This window comes from Azospirillum sp. HJ39 (genome assembly GCF_041507355.1).
Classification (GTDB): Bacteria; Pseudomonadota; Alphaproteobacteria; order Azospirillales; family Azospirillaceae; genus Azospirillum; species Azospirillum thiophilum.
The window spans coordinates 1,718,544-1,735,997 of the sequence record NZ_CP167911.1 but is presented as its reverse complement, the minus strand read 5'-3'; the positions used below and the strand labels follow the sequence as shown (position 1 = coordinate 1,735,997).

Sequence of the window (17,454 nt, the reverse complement as noted above, 5' to 3'; positions counted from 1 at the left end):
CCCCCAATGGTCGAGACCACCGGGACCACCGCGTCGGCCGCGAGCCCCCGCTACAAGCGGGTTCTCCTCAAGGTGTCGGGCGAAGCGCTGATGGGTCAGCGCGACTACGGACTGGACCCCGAGATGGTCAACCGCATCGCCAATGAGGTGAAGGCGGTCATCGCGCTCGGTGTCCAGGTCTGCCTGGTCATCGGCGGGGGGAACATCTTCCGGGGTGTGAAGGGTGCGGCCGGCGGCATGGAACGTGCCTCGGCCGACTATATCGGCATGCTCGCCACCGTGATGAACGCGCTCTCGATGCAGAGCGCGCTCGAACGGATGGGTGTGATCACCCGGGTACAGTCGGCCATCCCCATGTCCTCGGTCTGCGAGCCCTACATCCGGCGCCGTGCGGTCCGTCACATGGAAAAGGGCAGGGTGGTGATCTTCGCCGCGGGCACCGGCAACCCCTTCTTCACCACCGACACCGCCGCCGCTCTGCGCGCGTCGGAAATGGGGTGCGACGGCCTGCTGAAGGGCACGCAGGTGGACGGTGTCTACACCGCCGATCCGAAGAAGGATCCGGCGGCGACCCGCTATGAGCGTCTCACCTACATGGACGTCCTGACCAAGGACCTGCAGGTGATGGACGCGTCGGCCATCGCGCTTGCGCGCGAGAACCACATCCCGATTCTCGTCTTCTCCATCCACACGCCCGGCGCCTTCGCCGAAGTGATGCAGGGCCGTGGCAAGCACACCATCATAACGGAAGAAAGGGAGTAGGCCCGTGGCTGCGCCCGACCTATCGGATCTGAAGCGCCGCATGGAAGGCGCGCTCGAATCGTTTCGCAAGGAACTGAGCGGCCTGCGTACCGGCCGCGCATCGTCCAACCTGCTTGAGCCGGTGATGGTCGAGGCCTACGGCAGCCGCATGCATCTGCGTGAGGTCGCCACGGTCTCGGTTCCGGAACCCCGCCTGATCTCCGTGCAGGTGTGGGACCGCGGCATGATCAAGGCGGTCGAGAAAGCCATCCGCGACAGCGGCCTGGGGCTCAATCCCCAGTCCGAAGGCCAGGTCATCCGCGTGCCGCTGCCCGATCTGACGCAGGAGCGCCGCGCCGAACTGGCGAAGGTCGCCCACAAATATGCCGAGCAGGCCCGTGTCGCCATCCGGAACATCCGTCGCGACGGCATGGATGCGCTCAAGAAGGCGGAGAAGGCCAGCGAGATCACCCAGGACGAGCACAAGGTCCAGGCCGACAAGGTGCAGACGTTGACCGACCAGCACATCAAGCTGGCCGACGATGCGCTTGCACAAAAAGAAAAGGAAATCATGCAGGTCTGATCCGGAATGCGCGACGCGGACGACAACCGGTCCCAGAAGGCCCCGGCACACGTCGCCATCATCATGGATGGCAACGGGCGTTGGGCCAAGGCGCGCGGCCTGCCGCGCACCGCCGGTCACAAGAAGGGCGTGGACGCCGTCCGCCGTACCGTGGAAGCGGCGCGCGAGCTTGGCATCGGCACTCTGACGATCTTCAGCTTCTCTTCGGAGAACTGGCGCCGGCCGGAGGAAGAGGTCAGCGACCTGATGGGTCTGCTGCGCTTCTACCTGCGCAGCGAGGTCGCCGAACTGCACAAGGCGGGCATCCGTCTTCGGGTGATCGGTGATCGCGCCCGGCTGTCGGACGACATCAACCGTCTGATCGTCAATGCCGAGGACCTGACGGCAGCCAACCGGGTCATGACCCTGGTGGTGGCGCTCAGCTATGGTTCGCGGCTGGAAATCGTGCAGGCGGCGCGGCGGCTTGTCGAGGATGTCGCGGCTGGGCGCCTCTCGCCCGGCGCCATCGACGAGGGTGCGCTGTCGGCCCGGCTCTATACGGACGACATTCCCGACCCCGACCTGATCATTCGGACCAGCGGCGAAAAGCGGATCAGCAATTTCCTGCTGTGGCAGGCCGCTTACGCGGAGTTCGTCTTCGTGGACACCCTCTGGCCCGATTTCACCAAGTGCGACCTGGAGGCGGCGATTGAAGAGTTCCACCGACGGGAACGCCGCTTCGGCGCCACCACCGCCGGGACCCGCTGAGGCGCCGGAGGCTGCATCGCCACCGCCGCCGGTGAAGGCGTCCAGGGCGGGGGACCTCAAGGTTCGCGTCCTGTCGGCCGTCGTCCTGGCTCCGGTCGTTCTGGGGGCCGTCTGGATGGGCGGCTGGGTGTTCCATGCCCTGATTGCCTTCAGCGCGGTGGTCGCAGTTTCCGAATGGACGAACATGGTTCCCAGCGCCCGGCGCCTGCCGGCGCGGCTGATGGCTGCGATCGGCATTATGATCGCCGTGATGGCGCAGATCGCCGCCGGCCCTGCCGCGGCCTTGGGAGTTGCGGCTGCTTTCGCGGTCCTGACCGGTATTGTCGGTGGCGGTACGGATCGCGGCCTGCTGGGATTCGGCGTGCTCTATGTCGCGGTCGGAATGGCCGGGCTGATGTGGCTGCGTGACCTTCCCACCGTCGGGCTTTCTCTTTTCCTCTATGTGATGCTCGCCATATGGGCGACCGACATCGGCGCCTATGCTGCCGGCCGGAGCATCGGCGGACCGAAGCTGGCGCCGCGCATCAGCCCCAAGAAGACCTGGGCCGGCCTGATCGGCGGCATGGTTTCCGCTTCGCTGTTCGGCTGGCTGGTGGCCCTGGCATTTGGCGCCGCACGGCCGGATGTCGCGCTGGCAGTTGGGGCAGTCGTCGCGGTGGTCGGACAAGCCGGCGATCTCTTCGAGTCGGCGGTCAAGCGGCGCTACAATGTGAAGGACAGCGGCCAGCTCATTCCCGGGCACGGCGGCATCCTCGACCGCATCGACGGGCTACTGGCCGCAGCCCCGGTGCTGGCTCTGTTCCATGCGGCCGTTGGATCGGTTCTCTCATGGTGGTGATGGCGGAAGCGGCGTCCGATGCGCCGCGCAGGGTGACGATCCTCGGATCGACCGGTTCTGTCGGTACCCAGACGGTGGATCTCGTCGCCCGCGATCCGGATCGCTTCCCGGTCGAGGCGCTGACCGCCAACCGCAACGTCGATCTGCTGGCCCGGCAGGCGCGGCAACTCAACGCAAGATTGGCGGTCGTCGCCGATCCCGCCTGCTACGCCGGATTGAAGGAGCGGCTATCAGGAACAGGGATCGAGGCGGCGGCCGGGGCGGATGCCGTCATCGCCGCCGCCGAACGGCCGGCCGACTGGGTGATGGCTGCCATCGTCGGCGCGGCCGGGTTGGGGCCGACACTGGCCGCCGTGCGCCGTGGCGCCATTGTCGCCTTTGCCAACAAGGAGGTGCTGGTCTGTGCCGGCGCCCTGATGATGGAGGAGGTGAAGGCGCACGGTGCCACGCTGCTGCCGGTCGACAGCGAGCATTCCGCCATCTACCAGGTCTTCGATTTCGAGCGCACCTCCAGCATCGCCCGCCTGATCCTGACCGCTTCCGGCGGTCCCTTCCGCAGCCGGGACCGCGCCTTCATGGCGGCGGCGACGCGGGAGCAGGCGGTGGCCCACCCGACCTGGGAGATGGGCGCCAAGATCTCCGTCGACAGCGCCACGATGATGAACAAGGGGCTGGAGCTTATCGAGGCCCATTTCCTGTTCGGGATTCCGGAAGAGCGGATCGACGTCCTGGTCCATCCGCAATCGGTCATCCATTCCCTGGTGGAGTATGTCGACGGTTCGGTCCTGGCCCAACTCGGTACGCCGGACATGCGCACCCCCATTGCCTACGCGCTCGGCTGGCCGGCACGCATCGCCACTCCGGCGGAGAGGCTCGACCTGGTCAAGGCCGCGACCCTGACCTTCGAGGCGCCCGATCCCGTGCGTTTTCCGGCTCTCCGGCTGGCCCGCGCCGCCTTGCAAAGCGGGGGTGCCGCCCCTACTATTCTCAGTGCCGCCAACGAGGTGGCCGTCCAGGCGTTTCTCGACCGCCGGATCGGCTTCCTCGACATCGAAAGGATCGTCGAGGAGACGTTGGCGGCGTTGCCCCACCGCCCGCTGAGCGATCTCGCCGCCGTGCGGGACGCCGACGCGGACGCCAGGCGTGATGCCGTCGGACGCGTGACGGCCAGCGGTGCGATGGCGGTTGGCAGCCGATGATCCGCGTTCGAGGCGCTGGAAGGCGCAAGGGTTGAAATGAACGTTATCGGCGGTTTCTGGACTTCGGTGCTGGCCTTTTTGTTGGTTCTCACCGTGCTCGTCTTCGTGCATGAGCTTGGGCACTATCTGGTCGCCCGACGCAATGGCGTAAGGATCGAGACCTTCTCCATCGGATTCGGACCCGAGCTGTTCGGGTTCACCGATCGCGTGGGCACACGCTGGAAATTCAGCGCGCTCCCGCTCGGCGGCTACGTCAAGATGTTCGGCGACGCGGATCCGGCCAGCACGCCCGGTGCCCATCTGACGGCCATGTCGGCGGACGAGCGTGCGGTTTCGTTCCATCACAAGCGGCTGGGTCAGCGTGCTGCCATCGTCGCCGCCGGCCCGATCGCGAATTTCGTCTTTTCCATCGTCGTGCTGGCCCTGCTGTTCATGACGGCCGGCCAGTCCTTCACTCCGCCCGACGTCGGCGGAATCCAGCCAGGCAGTGCGGCGGAACGCGCCGGCATCCAGCCGGGCGACCTGATCCTGGCTGTCGATGGGACCGGAGTGCAGCGTTTCGAGGAAATCCGTCAGATCGTCTCCATCCGCCCCGGTCAGCCGCTTGCCATCGAGTTGAAGCGCGACGGCCGGGTGATGACGGTTACGGCGACGCCGGATTCCCAGTCCGTCACCGACCGACTCGGCAACAGCCACCAGATCGGATTGCTCGGCATCAGCCGCGGCAGCGTCGGAATGATGCGCCACGACCCGCTGACAGCCGTCTGGCAGGCGGGACGAGAAGTCGCAGGCATGATCACCGGCACCTTCACCGCGCTGGGCCAGATGGTCCAGGGATCGCGCGGGACCGAGGAACTCGGCGGGCCGCTGCGCATCGCCCAGATGTCGGGCGAAGTGGCTCAATCCGGCTGGTATCCGCTGGTGTGGTTCATGACCTTCCTGTCGGTGAACCTGGGGCTGATCAACCTCTTCCCGGTGCCGATGCTGGACGGCGGCCACCTGCTGTTCTACGGCATCGAAAAGCTGCTCGGCCGACCCCTTGGAGCGCGAGCGCAAGAATACGGTTTCCGAATTGGATTGGCCTTGGTATTAACGCTCATGGTCTTCGCCACGTGGAACGACCTTGTTCAATTGCGCGTGGTCGATTTCTTCCGGGGACTGGTCTCCTGAGTCCAGCCCCTTGCCAGGGAGCGTGATTTGCCGGTGTCGAGCAAAGTTCTGGTGGCGGGCCTGTTGGCCGGCTGCGCCATGACGACGGTGTCTGTCGCCCACGCCCAAACCGCCGCCTCCCCCGGGCGGGCGCCGGCGGGATCCGGGTCCATGGTCGCCCAGGTTTTCAGCGGCGGAACGGTGCGCGACATCCGGGTCGAAGGCACTCAGCGAATCGAGCCGTCCACGGTCCGCTCCTACCTGACCATCCAGCCGGGCGACCCGTTCGATCCCGATCGGATCGACCAGTCGCTCAAGGCACTGTTCAACACCGGCCTGTTCGCCGATGTCGTGCTGAAGCGCGAAGGCGATGCGCTGGTGGTGACGGTGGCAGAGAACCCGATCATCAACCGCATCGCGTTCGAGGGGAACCGGCGCATCGACAAGGAGACGCTGGAGAAGGAAATCCAGCTGCGTCCCCGCGTCGTTTATACGCGCACTCGTGTTCAGACCGACGTTCAGCGCATCCAGGAAATCTACCGGCGCCAGGGCCGTTTCGCGGCGACGGTCGAACCCAAGATCATTCAGCTCGACCAGAATCGCGTCGATCTGGTCTATGAGATCAACGAGGGTGTGCGCACAGGCGTGCGGGGAATCACCTTCATCGGCAACGAACATTTCTCGGACGGGACGCTGCGCGAGTCGGTCCAGACCAAGGAATCGGCATGGTGGCGTTTCCTCTCGTCCGACGACAACTACGATCCGGATCGCCTGAATTACGACCGCGACCTGCTGCGCCGTTTCTACCTGAAGGAAGGCTACGCAGATTTCCGCGTCGTATCCGCCGTGGCGGAACTGACGCCGGATAAGGAAGACTTCTTCATCACCTTCACCATCGAGGAAGGCGAGCGCTACAAGTTCGGCAAGATCGACATCAAGACCTCGTTGAAGCAGCTCGATCCCACGGTGCTGCAGAACAGCGTCACGACCGGCGAGGGCGACTGGTACAACGCGCAGAAGGTGGAAGACAGCATCACGAAGCTGACGAACGCCGTCGGTGATCTGCAATACGCCTTCGTCGATGTGCGGCCACGCATTACGCGCAACCGTGAAAACCACACCATCGACATCACCTACGAGATCAACGAGGGGCCGCGCACATTCGTCGACCGGATCGACATCACCGGAAACGTCCGCACGCTGGACAAGGTTGTGCGACGCGAGATGCTGCTGTCGGAAGGGGACCCGTTCAACGCTTCCAAGTTGAAGCGGTCCGAACAGCGCATCAAGGATCTGGGCTTCTTCGAGCGCGTGAACATCACGACCGCCGAGAGCAGCGCGCCTGATCGCACCGTCGTGAACGTCGATGTGGCCGAGCAGTCGACCGGTGAAATCTCCATCGGTGCCGGCTTCTCCACGTCCGATGGTCCGTTGGGTGACTTCTCGATCCGTGAGCGCAATTTGCTCGGCCGCGGTCAGGACCTGCGTCTGGGGGCCACGCTGTCCGGCCGGCGCCAGTTGTACGATCTCTCCTTTACGGAGCCGTACTTCATGGACCGCGACCTGTCGGCCGGCGTCGATGTTTTCCGGACGCGGTACAATTATCAGGATGAGAGCTCGTTCAACGAGAAGAATACCGGCTTTGCCTTGCGGCTGGGCTACCCGCTGACCGAGACACTGCGCCAGCGTGTGTATTACCAGCTCCAGGACACCCTGATCGAGGAAGTGCCGACCACTGCATCGAAATACATCCAGGAGCAGCGTGGCGAACGTTTGACGTCGTTGATCGGCCAGGAACTGACCTACGACGTTCGCAACAGCAAGCTGACGCCGACCGAGGGGTATTTCGTCCGCTTGACGAATGACATCGCCGGTCTGGGCGGTTCGGTGCGCTTCCTGCGCAACAAGCTGGCAGGCGGTTACTATCTTCCGCTCGGCGAGGACCAGTGGGTCCTGAGCACGACGGGCGAAATCGGCTATATCCATGGCATCGGCAAGAAGGTCGATCTCGGGGACCGCTTCTTCATCGGTGGCGATACGTTGCGCGGCTTCAACACCGCCGGTATCGGTCCGCGCGACGTTTCGACCGGTGACGCGCTGGGCGGCACGCGCTATGCCCGCGCATCGGTCGAGATGAGCTTCCCCTTCGGCCTGCCTGAGGAATTCGGCCTGCTCGGCCATGCCTTTACCGACGTCGGCACATTGGGCAAGGTCGACATCAACGATCCGAACGTGAAGGACGAGGAGTCCATCCGCGTATCCATCGGCACCGGTGTGTCGTGGAAGTCTCCGTTCGGCCCGATCCGGCTCGACGTGGCGTTGCCGATCCGCAAGGAAGGCTACGACAAGAAAGAGCTCATCCGCTTCAGCTTCGGAACCAGGTTCTAAGATGCAACCCACTCTGTCGAAGGCGCCTTTCCGCGTCGCCCTTCTATCGGCTGTCACGGCCGCCGGTTTCCTGTTCGCCACGGCCTCGGTCCAGGCGCAGACCGCGCCCAAGGCGGAGGCTCCGAAGGCTGACGCTGCCAAGCCTCCGGCGCCGGGTGCGGAGCTCAAGGCTCCCGTGATCGCCGTGATCGACGTCCAGAAGATCATGCAGGAGTCCAGCGCATCGAAGGGTATCACCAAGTCCTTCGAAACGCTGCGCGACTCCTATCAGAAGGAAATCTCCGCTCTGGAGGATAAGCTTCGGAAGAACGAGGACGAGTTGCGCAAGCAGCAGACGGTCCTGTCTCCGGAAGCCCTTGCCAACAAGCGCCGCGACTTCGAAAAGCAGGTCGCCGAGGTGCAGAAGACCGTCCAGAACCGCAAGCGGGCACTGGAAACCGGGCTGAACGAGGCGATGGCTGTTGTCCACAAGACGATGGTCGAGGTGGTCGCGGACATCTCTCGTGAACGTGGCGCCAATCTGGTGTTGGCGCGTCAGCAATTCGTGCTGGTGGACACCCAGCTCGACGTCACCGATACGGTGATGGAGCGGGTGAACAAGAAGCTGCCTCAGGTTGCTCTGAACGTTCCGAAACAGTGAACCATGCTTGAACAGGGCCGCTGCCGTCCTTGGAGGGCGGTGGCGGCCCTGTCCCGTTTCCAGGTTGCCGCGGTTGCGGTCGCCGCGGAAATGGGGCAAGAAGGCGGGACATACGATATGGCGCCGTGCTCCCCATCGGGGCAGCGGTGCCCGTTCCCTTCGAAGACGGGAACATCGAACCCTATCGGTTGGTGGAAAGGCGGGCGGCCGGGCAATGGACGTGACGGCGGACAACAACGCACAGAGCATGAAGATCGACGACATCGACATTGGGCGGATCATGCAGATGATTCCGCACCGTTACCCGATCCTGATGATCGACCGGGTGATCGATGTGACGCTGGGTGAAGGTGCTACCGGCGTAAAGAACGTTACGATCAACGAGCCCTTCTTCCAGGGTCATTTCCCGTCACGCCCGGTCATGCCCGGTGTGCTGATCATCGAAGCGATGGCTCAGACGTCGGCTGTCCTGGTGGTTGCAACGCTCGGTTCTGACGCCGAAGGCAAGCTCGTCTATTTCATGACCGTGGATGAGGCACGCTTCCGCCGACCGGTAACACCCGGCGACACCATCCACATCCACGTCACCAAGCAGCGTAAGCGCGCCAACGTGTGGAAATTCAAGGGCGAGGCCAAGGTCAACGGCGTCCTTGTCGCCGAAGCCATTTATTCCGCCATGATTCTGGACGAAAAATGACCGTCACCATCCATCCGTCCGCCATCGTCGATCCCGCGGCCAAACTGGGGGAGGGGGTCGGCATCGGCCCCTTCTGTGTCGTCGGTCCCGACGTCACGCTGGGCGACGGCGTTCGGCTGGTGTCGCATGTGGCGGTCGACGGGCGAACCAGCATTGGCGCAGACACCGTCATCTACCCGTTCGCTTCCATCGGCCATCGCCCGCAGGACCTCAAGTTCCACGGCGAACCGTCCGAACTGGTCATCGGTGCCCGCAACCAGATCCGCGAGCATGTGACGATGAACCCCGGCACCGAAGGCGGCGGCATGATCACCCGTGTCGGCGACGATGGGCTGTTCATGATGGGATCGCACGTGGCGCACGACTGCATCGTCGGCGACCACGTCATCATGGCGAACAATGCCACCCTGGGAGGCCATGTCACCCTGGGCGATTACGTCATCATCGGCGGGCTTTCGGCGGTCCGGCAGTTTGTCCGAATCGGTTCCCACGCCATGATCGGCGGAATGTCCGGCGTCGAGAACGATGTCATCCCCTTTGGACTGGTGATGGGGGACCGGGCACGGCTGGCCGGCCTGAATTTGGTGGGGCTGGAGCGGCGTGGTTTCAAGAAGGACGATATCCACGCCCTGCGTGCGGCTTATCGTATGCTGTTCGGTCCGGAGGGAACCTTTGCTGAGCGTGTGGAGGAGGTCGGACGGGATTTCGGCGAGCGTGCGCTGATTTCCGACGTGCTCACCTTCATCCGCGCCAAGGAAGCGCGATCCCTCTGCCAGCCTCGCGAGAGCTGAGGGAGGCGGCCGATGGCCGATTCCGGGCAAATGGCCCCTTGCGACTCGTTCGGCCCGAAACTGGCGATCCTGGCCGGCGGCGGCACCCTTCCGGCCAGGATCGCCAGCGCGGTGCGCGGCCAAGGTCGTGAGGTGTTCGTGGTCGCATTCGACGGCCATACGGATCCGGAGACGGTCGCCGGGCTGCCGCATCTGTGGAGCCGATTCGGTGCCGCCGGCACCATCCTGCGGCGCCTGCATGACGAGGGCGTTGGCGAGGTCGTTCTCGCCGGTCCGGTCAAGCGTCCCTCCTTCACCGAATTGATGCCGGACTGGCGAACCGCGCGCTTCCTCGCCCGCGTTGGAACCCGGGCGCTTGGTGACGATGGGTTGCTCCGTGCCGTGGTCCGCGAGATGGAAGAGGATGGTTTCCGTGTCGTCGGGTTGCAAGAGCTGCTCAAGGACCTGCTGACGACTCCCGGCCCGGTCGGGTGTCTGACACCGGATGCCGAGGCTGAGCGCGACATCGCCCGTGCGGTCGAGGTCGCCCATGCTCTGGGCGGGCTCGATGTCGGACAGGGTGCGGTGGTCCAGCAGGGTATCGTCCTGGCGGTGGAGGCCATCGAGGGCACCGACCAAATGCTTGCACGCTGTGCCGGGCTCGCGCGGCCCGGCCCCGGCGGTGTGCTGGTCAAGGTGAAGAAGCCGAGACAGGACCGGCGCATCGACCTGCCGACCATGGGCGTCATCACCGTGGAGAAGGCCGCCGCCGCGGGGTTGCGCGGTATCGCGGTGGAAGCGGGCGGGAGCCTGCTGGTCGACCGTGCGGCGGTGGCGGAGGTGGCCGACCGGCTCGGTCTGTTCGTGGTGGGAATCGAGACTCCCCAATGACGATGACCGACACGGCCGACGATGGGCCAACCCTGTTCCTGATTGCAGGCGAGCCATCGGGCGACGCGCTGGGTGCCCGGCTTATGGCGGCGGCACGGCGTCTCACTGGCGACAGGGTGCGGTTCGTTGGAATTGGCGGAGAGAAGATGATCGCCGAAGGGCTGGTCAGTCTGTTTCCAATGGGTGAGTTGACCCTGTTCGGCATTTTCGAACTGTTGCCGCACCTGCCCAACTTGATCCGCCGCATCGACCAGACGGTGTCGGAAATCACGCGGCTGCGCCCTGATGCAGTGGTCGGCATCGATTCTCCGGGCTTCACGGTTCGCGTGGCCAGGAAGGTCCGCGCCGCCTCCCCGGGCATTCCGTTGATCCATTATGTCGCCCCGACCGTCTGGGCCTGGAAGCCGAAGCGGGCGGCGAAATACGCGGCGATCTACGATCATCTTCTGGCCGTGCTGCCCTTCGAGCCTCCTTATTTCCTGCGGGAGGGATTGCCTTGTACATTCGTCGGCCATTCCGTGGTCGAGGGTGGCGCGGGAAGGGGCGATGGCACCCGGTTCCGCGAGAGGCATGGGCTGGCGCCTACCGACCGGGTCGTCGCAATGTTGCCGGGGAGCCGTAAGGGCGAAGTATCGCGCCTGTTGCCGGATTTCCGAGCCACGCTGGAGATGCTTCGCCCAACCCACCCCGATCTCGTGGCGGTCGTCCCCACCGTGGCGACAGTGCGCGATCGGGTTGCCGCTGCGGTTGCGGATTGGCCAGTGCGCACTCTGCTGCTTGAGGGTGATGCTGAAAAATATGATGCCTTCGCCGCTGCGGAAGCGGCGCTCGCTGCATCGGGGACCGTGGCGCTGGAACTGGCGCTCGCGCGGCTGCCGACGGTGATTGCCTATCGACTGAACCCGGTTACAGTCGCGCTGTATCGCCGGCTGATCCGCGTGAAGTACGTCAATCTCGTCAACCTGATGCTCGATCGGATGCTGGTCCCGGAACTGCTGCAGCAGGACTGCCGACCCGATAGACTGGCTGCCGAGTTGGGCCGTTTGCTTGACGAGCCGGAAGCGCGCCGGATGCAGATCGATGGCGTCGCCGAGGTCGCTCGCTGGCTGGGGCAGGGCGGCACGCCGCCCAGTGAACGCGCGGCCCGCACCATTCTGGACGTCATCGCGGACCATCGACCAAACGACCGCCAAGCGGGAGAACAGAGACCATGAGCGAATTCCGTCTGCTGCATACCATGTTGCGCGTTCTGGACCTGGAGAAGTCTTTGGACTTCTACACCCGGCTTCTCGGGATGAAGCTGCTGCGCCGCAGCGATTACGAGGGGGGACGCTTCACGCTGGCTTTTGTCGGCTATGGCGAAGAATCCGATACCGCAGTTCTGGAACTTACGCACAATTGGGATCAGAAGGAACCGTACGAGATCGGAACCGCCTACGGCCACATCGCACTCGGTGTTCCCGACATTTATGCCACCTGTGAAACACTGGCGGCCGAAGGTGTCAGGATCCCGCGTCCGCCAGGGCCGATGAAGCACGGCTCGACGGTAATCGCCTTCATCGAGGATCCCGACGGCTACAAGGTCGAACTGATCGAGACCAAGTAGGCGTCCGATCGATAATCTTTGCGTGACGCAGGGCCGGCAGCGGTTGGGTCGGTGGCTATTTCCCACACCGCCGCCGCTCATGCGTCACATCCTGCCAGACAAATACACAGGTAGAACGCCGGCCGTCGAATTTATCCCAGGCGCAGGCGGAAATAGACGCTCCCCGCGGTCACAGGTCGCCTGTTGTCGAGGCCGGTTCCTGGATGCGCTTCAGGCCGAGCGGCTTGAGCACATAGCGCTCGTACCCCGGCTCGCTAAGGCCTTTGCAGACCTTGCGCAGGAAGTAGCGCTCGAACCCTGCTTTTGCGAAATTCGCCCAGCGCCCGCGCGATGAAAAGTTGATGTTGAGCGGCGGAGTCTGCGGCATGGCAACGAAGGCGACGCCGCTGTCCCCAAAATCGGCCAAGCATAGCGCATTCCAGGTCAGTTCCTCGATTGGCTCCGTTCCATCGAGCGGGGCGCGGATGTTGCGCGCCGTGGCGGTGACCATGGTCTCGATCGTATAGCCGGTCTTCGGCACGCCGGCCGGCATCAGCGTCTTCTCGACCGGCGGGATGGCGATGCACACTCATAGGCCGAGCCGAAACAAGAGGCGCCCTGCATGGCGCCGATCACCAGCGGGCCGGGCCGCGCGGCAGAACGCCTCCCATCGTTCGGCCGCCTCCATCGCATGGTCTACGTGGCAAATGGAGATCGTGTTGGCCTGCGGACCGAAACCCTCGATCTCGTCGAACGCAATCGAGCATGGATGTGAGGACTGATTTGGTTACCAGGTATGGCGGCCATCCAAATCATTCATTGACACTAATTTAGTATTTCCTAAATTACAGATCAAGAGGTGCTCCACTCACCCCGTTCAAGGTTGCCTGCCATGTCCCGTCGACGCACCCCTCTCACACTGATCGCGACGCTCCTGCTCTCCACGGCTCCACCGTATGGCGTGCAGGCTCAGATGAAGGCAGACGCCGACCGCATCACCGTACAGCCCCGGCCGGTCGAGGATCTGAAGGCCGTCTTCGCCACTGTGGAAAGCGTCCATGAAACGCTGGCCCGTACGCGCATCGGCGGAACGATCGCTGGTCTGAAGGTCAAGGAGGGGGACAAGGTGACCATGGACCAAGTCGTCGCCACCGTGCGTGATCCGAAGCTGCCTCTGCAATTGGCAGCGCTGGACGCACGCATCCAGGCACTGCAGGCCCAGCAGCACCAAGCGGAACTCGAACTTGACCGGGCGCGCCAGCTGCGTGCCAGCGGCAGCGGCACACAACAACGGCTTGACGATGCGCAGGCTGCGATGGACGTGGCACGGGCTCAGATCGCTGCCATGAGGGCGGAGCGCGCGGTGGTGGATCAGCAACTGCGCGAGGGCGACGTGTCCGCTCCCGCCAACGGCCGCATCCTCCAGGTCAAGGTGATCGACGGCGCAGTGGTGTTGCCTGGCGAGCCGGTGGCGAGCATCGCCGTCGAGACCTATGTGCTGCGCCTGCATCTGCCCGAGCGGCACGCCCGCTTCATACACGAGGGTGACCCGGTGCTGGTCGGCGACCGTGGGCTTGCGCCGGTCACGCCGTCCGGCGTTGGGGCGGCCCAGGAAGCGAAGGCTCCAAACCTGAAGCGAGGCACCGTCCGCCAGGTTTATCCCGAGATGGCGAATGGCCAGGTGGTCGCCGACGCCACGGTCACCGGGCTCGGCGACTTCTTCGTGGGCGAACGGGTGCGCGTCTATGTGGCCACCGGCACGCGGGATGCCGTCATGGTGCCATCCGACTGGATCATCCGCCGTTTCGGAACCGATTTCGTCCGGTTGACCGACGGTACGGAGATACCGGTGCAGGTCGGCAATACGATTCCCACGATCGGCGACCAGTCCGGCGGGCTGGAGGTGCTGTCCGGCCTGAGGCCCGGGGACGTCATCGTCCGGCCGGAGGGGGGGTGATGAAGCTCGGCATCTCCGGAGTGCTGACGCGGACCTTCATCCGCTCGCCCCTGACCCCGCTGCTGCTGCTCGCCTCCTTGGTGGTCGGGACGGTGGCCCTGCTTTCGCTTCCACGCGAGGAGGAACCGCAGATCAGCGTGCCCATGGTGGACATCCTGGTCCGCGCGGACGGGCTGAAGGCGGACGACGCCGTCGAACTCATCACCAAACCACTGGAGGAGATCGTCAAGGGTATCGATGCGGTCGAGCACACCTACAGCCAGACCACCGACGACCGCGTTGTCGTCACCGCCCGCTTTCTGGTCGGCACCTCGTCCGACGACGCGATCCTGCGCGTGCATGAGAAGGTGCGGGCCAACATGAACCGCATTCCGCTCGGCATTCCAGAGCCTCTGATCGTCGGACGGGGCATCAACGACGTGGCGATCCTGACCCTGACGCTGGCACCGAAGCAGCAAGCGGCCGGGCGCTGGGCCGACAATGCGCTTCATGGTGTGGCCGATGATCTGCTGGCGCAGTTGGTGGCGGTGGAGGATGTCGGCCTGACCTTTCTGGTTGGCGGTCGGCCGGATCAGATCCGCGTGGAACCGGATCCGGAGCGGCTGGCACTCTACGGGGTGACGCTCAACCAGCTCGTCGACAAGGTCAAGAATGCCAATCGTTCCTTCATCGTCGGACAACTGCGCTCGCAGGGTGGCAGCCTGCCCGTCGTGGCCGGGCAGACGCTTCAGGGAACGACGGACATCGGCCTCTTGCTGGTGACCACGCACGACGGCCGCCCGGTCTATGTGAAGGATGTTGCCAATGTGGTGGTCGGCGCCCGCCCTGACGAGAGCCGTGCATGGCACCTGGTGCCGGATGGCAAGGGGGGGCTCATCCGTTTGCCGGCAGTCACCATCGCCGTCGCCAAGCGTGCCGGTGCCAACGCCGTGACCATCGCGGAACATGTGCTGGAGCGCGTCCACGCCATCGAGGCAGGCGGACTGCCCAAGGATCTGACGGTCACCGTCACCCGCGACTATGGCGAGACGGCGAACGAGAAGGTCAACGAGCTCCTGTTCCATCTGGCGCTTGCCACCGTGACCATCGTCGGGCTGATCGTGCTGGCGATCGGCTGGCGCGAGGGTGTGGTGACCTTCATCGTCATCCCGACGACGATCCTGCTGACCATGTTCGCGTCCTGGTTGATGGGCTACACCATCAACCGCGTCAGCCTGTTCGCGCTGATCTTCTCCATCGGCATCCTGGTGGACGACGCCATCGTCGTGGTGGAGAACATCGACCGCCATTGGTCCATGCGCGACGGCCGCACCAAGGTTCAGGCTGCCATCGAAGCGGTGGCCGAGGTCGGCAACCCCACCATCATTGCCACCCTGACGGTGATCGCGGCGCTGCTGCCGATGATGTTCGTTTCCGGCCTGATGGGCCCCTACATGAGCCCGATCCCGGCCAACGCTTCTGCTGCCATGCTGTTCAGCTTCTTCGTCGCCATGGTGCTGACGCCCTGGCTGATGGTGAAGCTGCGCCCTGGCGAAACGCACGTCGGCGGGCATGGCACCGGGCATGGGAATGGCGAGCATGGCCATGGTGGTGTGCTTGGGCGGATGTACCTGGCGGTCGCCCGGCCGGTCATCCGGAGCAAACGGACGGCCTGGATCTTCCTGCTGGCCATCGGAGTGGCGACGCTGGCGTCCACGGCGCTGTTCTACACCAAGGATGTGACGGTCAAGCTGCTCCCCTTCGACAACAAGTCAGAGCTTCAGGTTATCGTGGATCTGCCGCGGGGGGCTTCGCCGGAGGATACCGAGCGCATCCTGCTTGCCGCCGCCCGCAAGATTGGCGACCTGCCGGAACTGGCGAACGTCCAGGCCTATGGAGGTACGGCGTCGCCCTTCAACTTCAACGGTCTGGTCCGGCACTACTACCTGCGCGACCAACCGGAGCAGGGTGACCTTCAGGTCAACCTCGCTCCCAAGGAGAAGCGCCGGCGGGCCAGCCACGACATCGCGCTGGACATCCGCGAGCGCCTGGCCGACCTGGCCGTTCCCCCTGGAACCTCCATCAAGGTGGTCGAGGTGCCGCCCGGTCCGCCGGTTCTCTCCACCCTCCTGGTGGAAGTTTACGGCCCCGACGCCGAATCCCGCCGCAAGGTCGCCACCCTGGTCGGGGACGTCTTCCGCCAAGTGGACTTCATCGTGGACGTGGACAACAGCTTTCGCGAAGCGGGCGAACGTCTGCGCTTAGCGTTGGACCGCGAGAGCCTGGAGTTCCACGGGGTAGAGGAACAGGCGGTCTACGACACCTTGCAGGCGCTGATGGGTGGCGTGCCGGTTGGCTATTCGCACCGCGGGGCCGGCCGCAACCCGATCGAGATCGCGATCCGCCTGCCCAAGTCCGGCCTGTTCCTGTCGGAGCGCATCCTCGCCACGCCGGTTCCGGGTGCGCGGGGCACGGTGGAACTGGGCGACCTCGTCACCATGACGCGGGAGGCTGCCTCCTACCCGCTGTTCCGCCGCAATGGCCGCTTTGCCGAGATGGTAACGGCCGATCTCGCCGGGCGGTTCGAGGCGCCGATCTACGGCATGTTGGCCGTCCAGGAGCGCTTGAAGGACGTCGACTGGAAAGCTGCCGGTTTGCCGGGTGAACCCGAGATCCTTCTGCACGGCCAGCCCGACGACCAGAGCTCACCCAAGCTTCTGTGGGAGGGCGAATGGGAGATCACCTACGTCACCTTCCGTGACATGGGGGCGGCGTTTGCTGTGGCGATCCTGGGCATCTACCTGCTGGTGGTCGGTCAGTTCGGCAGCTTCAAGCTGCCGCTGGTGATCCTGGTGCCGGTGCCGCTGACGTTGATCGGCATCGTGCTGGGCCATTGGCTGTTCGGCGCAGCCTTTACGGCGACCTCGATGATCGGCTTCATCGCGCTGGCGGGCATCATCGTGCGCAACTCCATCCTGCTGGTGGACTTCATACGCCACCTGCGGGAACGTGGGATGGACGTTCGCGAGGCCGTGCTGGAGGCAGGGGCGATTCGCTTCAAGCCGATCCTGCTGACTGCCGTTGCGGCGATGATCGGGGCGGCATTCATCCTGACCGACCCGATCTTCCAGGGGTTGGCCATCTCGCTGCTGTTCGGACTGTTCAGTTCCACGCTGCTGACCGTTCTGGTGATTCCGGCAATCTATATTGTCCTGCGCGGTGACGCTCCCCTCCCGCGGCATGCCGCGGGCCAGAGTCCAGCGCATGGTGCAGAGGACGTCTGAATCAGT

General features: G+C 64.6%; 17 protein-coding genes. 16 read left to right on the top strand and 1 reads right to left on the bottom strand.

Annotation, left to right across the window (positions count from 1 at the left end; translation table 11 throughout):
- Positions 1–6: 6 nt before the first annotated feature.
- From pyrH to gloA, 13 genes are all read left to right on the top strand, one after another.
- Positions 7–762 (top strand): UMP kinase, encoded by a 756-nt coding sequence (gene pyrH, locus ABMY26_RS21470; protein WP_045580011.1) that lies wholly within the window; start codon positions 7–9, stop codon positions 760–762.
- Between the two features lie 40 nt (positions 763–802).
- A complete protein-coding gene (gene frr / locus ABMY26_RS21465; protein ID WP_045582244.1) occupies positions 803–1,324 on the top strand; it encodes a ribosome recycling factor in 522 nt (173 codons plus the stop codon).
- A 6-nt stretch (positions 1,325–1,330) separates the two neighbouring features.
- The gene (locus ABMY26_RS21460) at positions 1,331–2,071 is read left to right on the top strand and encodes an isoprenyl transferase (RefSeq protein WP_372396681.1); all 741 of its coding nucleotides are present in this window, start codon (positions 1,331–1,333) and stop codon (positions 2,069–2,071) included.
- A complete protein-coding gene (locus ABMY26_RS21455) occupies positions 2,013–2,909 on the top strand; it encodes a phosphatidate cytidylyltransferase (RefSeq protein WP_372396680.1) in 897 nt (298 codons plus the stop codon). Before ABMY26_RS21460 ends, ABMY26_RS21455 begins: the two co-directional genes overlap by 59 nt.
- Positions 2,900–4,108, top strand: a complete 1,209-nt coding sequence (locus ABMY26_RS21450; RefSeq protein ID WP_372396679.1) for a 1-deoxy-D-xylulose-5-phosphate reductoisomerase — start codon at positions 2,900–2,902, stop codon at positions 4,106–4,108. The genes ABMY26_RS21455 and ABMY26_RS21450 overlap by 10 nt, the downstream gene beginning before the upstream one ends.
- Positions 4,109–4,144: 36 nt before the next feature.
- Positions 4,145–5,278: an RIP metalloprotease RseP gene (gene rseP / locus ABMY26_RS21445; RefSeq protein WP_372396678.1), complete on the top strand. Its 1,134-nt coding sequence runs from the start codon at positions 4,145–4,147 to the stop codon at positions 5,276–5,278.
- A 78-nt stretch (positions 5,279–5,356) separates the two neighbouring features.
- A complete protein-coding gene (gene bamA / locus ABMY26_RS21440) occupies positions 5,357–7,645 on the top strand; it encodes an outer membrane protein assembly factor BamA (protein WP_372399049.1) in 2,289 nt (762 codons plus the stop codon).
- A gap of 1 nt (position 7,646) precedes the next feature.
- Entirely contained in the window at positions 7,647–8,285 is a 639-nt protein-coding gene (locus tag ABMY26_RS21435; protein WP_372396677.1) for an OmpH family outer membrane protein, read from the top strand.
- 214 nt (positions 8,286–8,499) lie between these two features.
- A complete protein-coding gene (fabZ, locus tag ABMY26_RS21430; protein ID WP_045580017.1) occupies positions 8,500–8,982 on the top strand; it encodes a 3-hydroxyacyl-ACP dehydratase FabZ in 483 nt (160 codons plus the stop codon).
- A complete protein-coding gene (lpxA, locus tag ABMY26_RS21425; RefSeq protein ID WP_372396676.1) occupies positions 8,979–9,773 on the top strand; it encodes an acyl-ACP--UDP-N-acetylglucosamine O-acyltransferase in 795 nt (264 codons plus the stop codon). Before fabZ ends, lpxA begins: the two co-directional genes overlap by 4 nt.
- Before the next feature lie 12 nt (positions 9,774–9,785).
- Positions 9,786–10,643: an LpxI family protein gene (locus ABMY26_RS21420; RefSeq protein WP_372396675.1), complete on the top strand. Its 858-nt coding sequence runs from the start codon at positions 9,786–9,788 to the stop codon at positions 10,641–10,643.
- The gene (gene lpxB / locus ABMY26_RS21415; protein ID WP_372396674.1) at positions 10,640–11,857 is read left to right on the top strand and encodes a lipid-A-disaccharide synthase; all 1,218 of its coding nucleotides are present in this window, start codon (positions 10,640–10,642) and stop codon (positions 11,855–11,857) included. Before ABMY26_RS21420 ends, lpxB begins: the two co-directional genes overlap by 4 nt.
- Positions 11,854–12,249 carry a lactoylglutathione lyase gene (gene gloA / locus ABMY26_RS21410; RefSeq protein WP_372396673.1) on the top strand — a complete coding sequence of 132 codons (396 nt, stop codon included), beginning with the start codon at positions 11,854–11,856 and terminating at the stop codon, positions 12,247–12,249. Before lpxB ends, gloA begins: the two co-directional genes overlap by 4 nt.
- A 169-nt stretch (positions 12,250–12,418) precedes the next feature.
- Here gloA and ABMY26_RS21405 read toward each other — a convergent pair whose 3' ends face one another.
- Entirely contained in the window at positions 12,419–12,817 is a 399-nt protein-coding gene (locus ABMY26_RS21405; protein WP_372396672.1) for a hypothetical protein, read from the bottom strand.
- A gap of 33 nt (positions 12,818–12,850) precedes the next feature.
- On the opposite strand from ABMY26_RS21405, the gene ABMY26_RS21400 reads away from it, so the two are divergent.
- The 3 genes from ABMY26_RS21400 to ABMY26_RS21390 all read left to right on the top strand — a co-directional run bounded on the left by ABMY26_RS21400 (position 12,851) and on the right by ABMY26_RS21390 (position 17,448).
- Positions 12,851–13,003, top strand: coding sequence for a hypothetical protein (locus tag ABMY26_RS21400; protein WP_372396671.1), 153 nt, complete (start codon positions 12,851–12,853; stop codon positions 13,001–13,003).
- Positions 13,004–13,120: 117 nt separating this feature from the next.
- Entirely contained in the window at positions 13,121–14,185 is a 1,065-nt protein-coding gene (locus ABMY26_RS21395; RefSeq protein ID WP_372396670.1) for an efflux RND transporter periplasmic adaptor subunit, read from the top strand.
- Positions 14,185–17,448 carry an efflux RND transporter permease subunit gene (locus ABMY26_RS21390; RefSeq protein ID WP_372396669.1) on the top strand — a complete coding sequence of 1,088 codons (3,264 nt, stop codon included), beginning with the start codon at positions 14,185–14,187 and terminating at the stop codon, positions 17,446–17,448. The genes ABMY26_RS21395 and ABMY26_RS21390 overlap by 1 nt, the downstream gene beginning before the upstream one ends.
- Positions 17,449–17,454 lie beyond the last annotated feature (6 nt).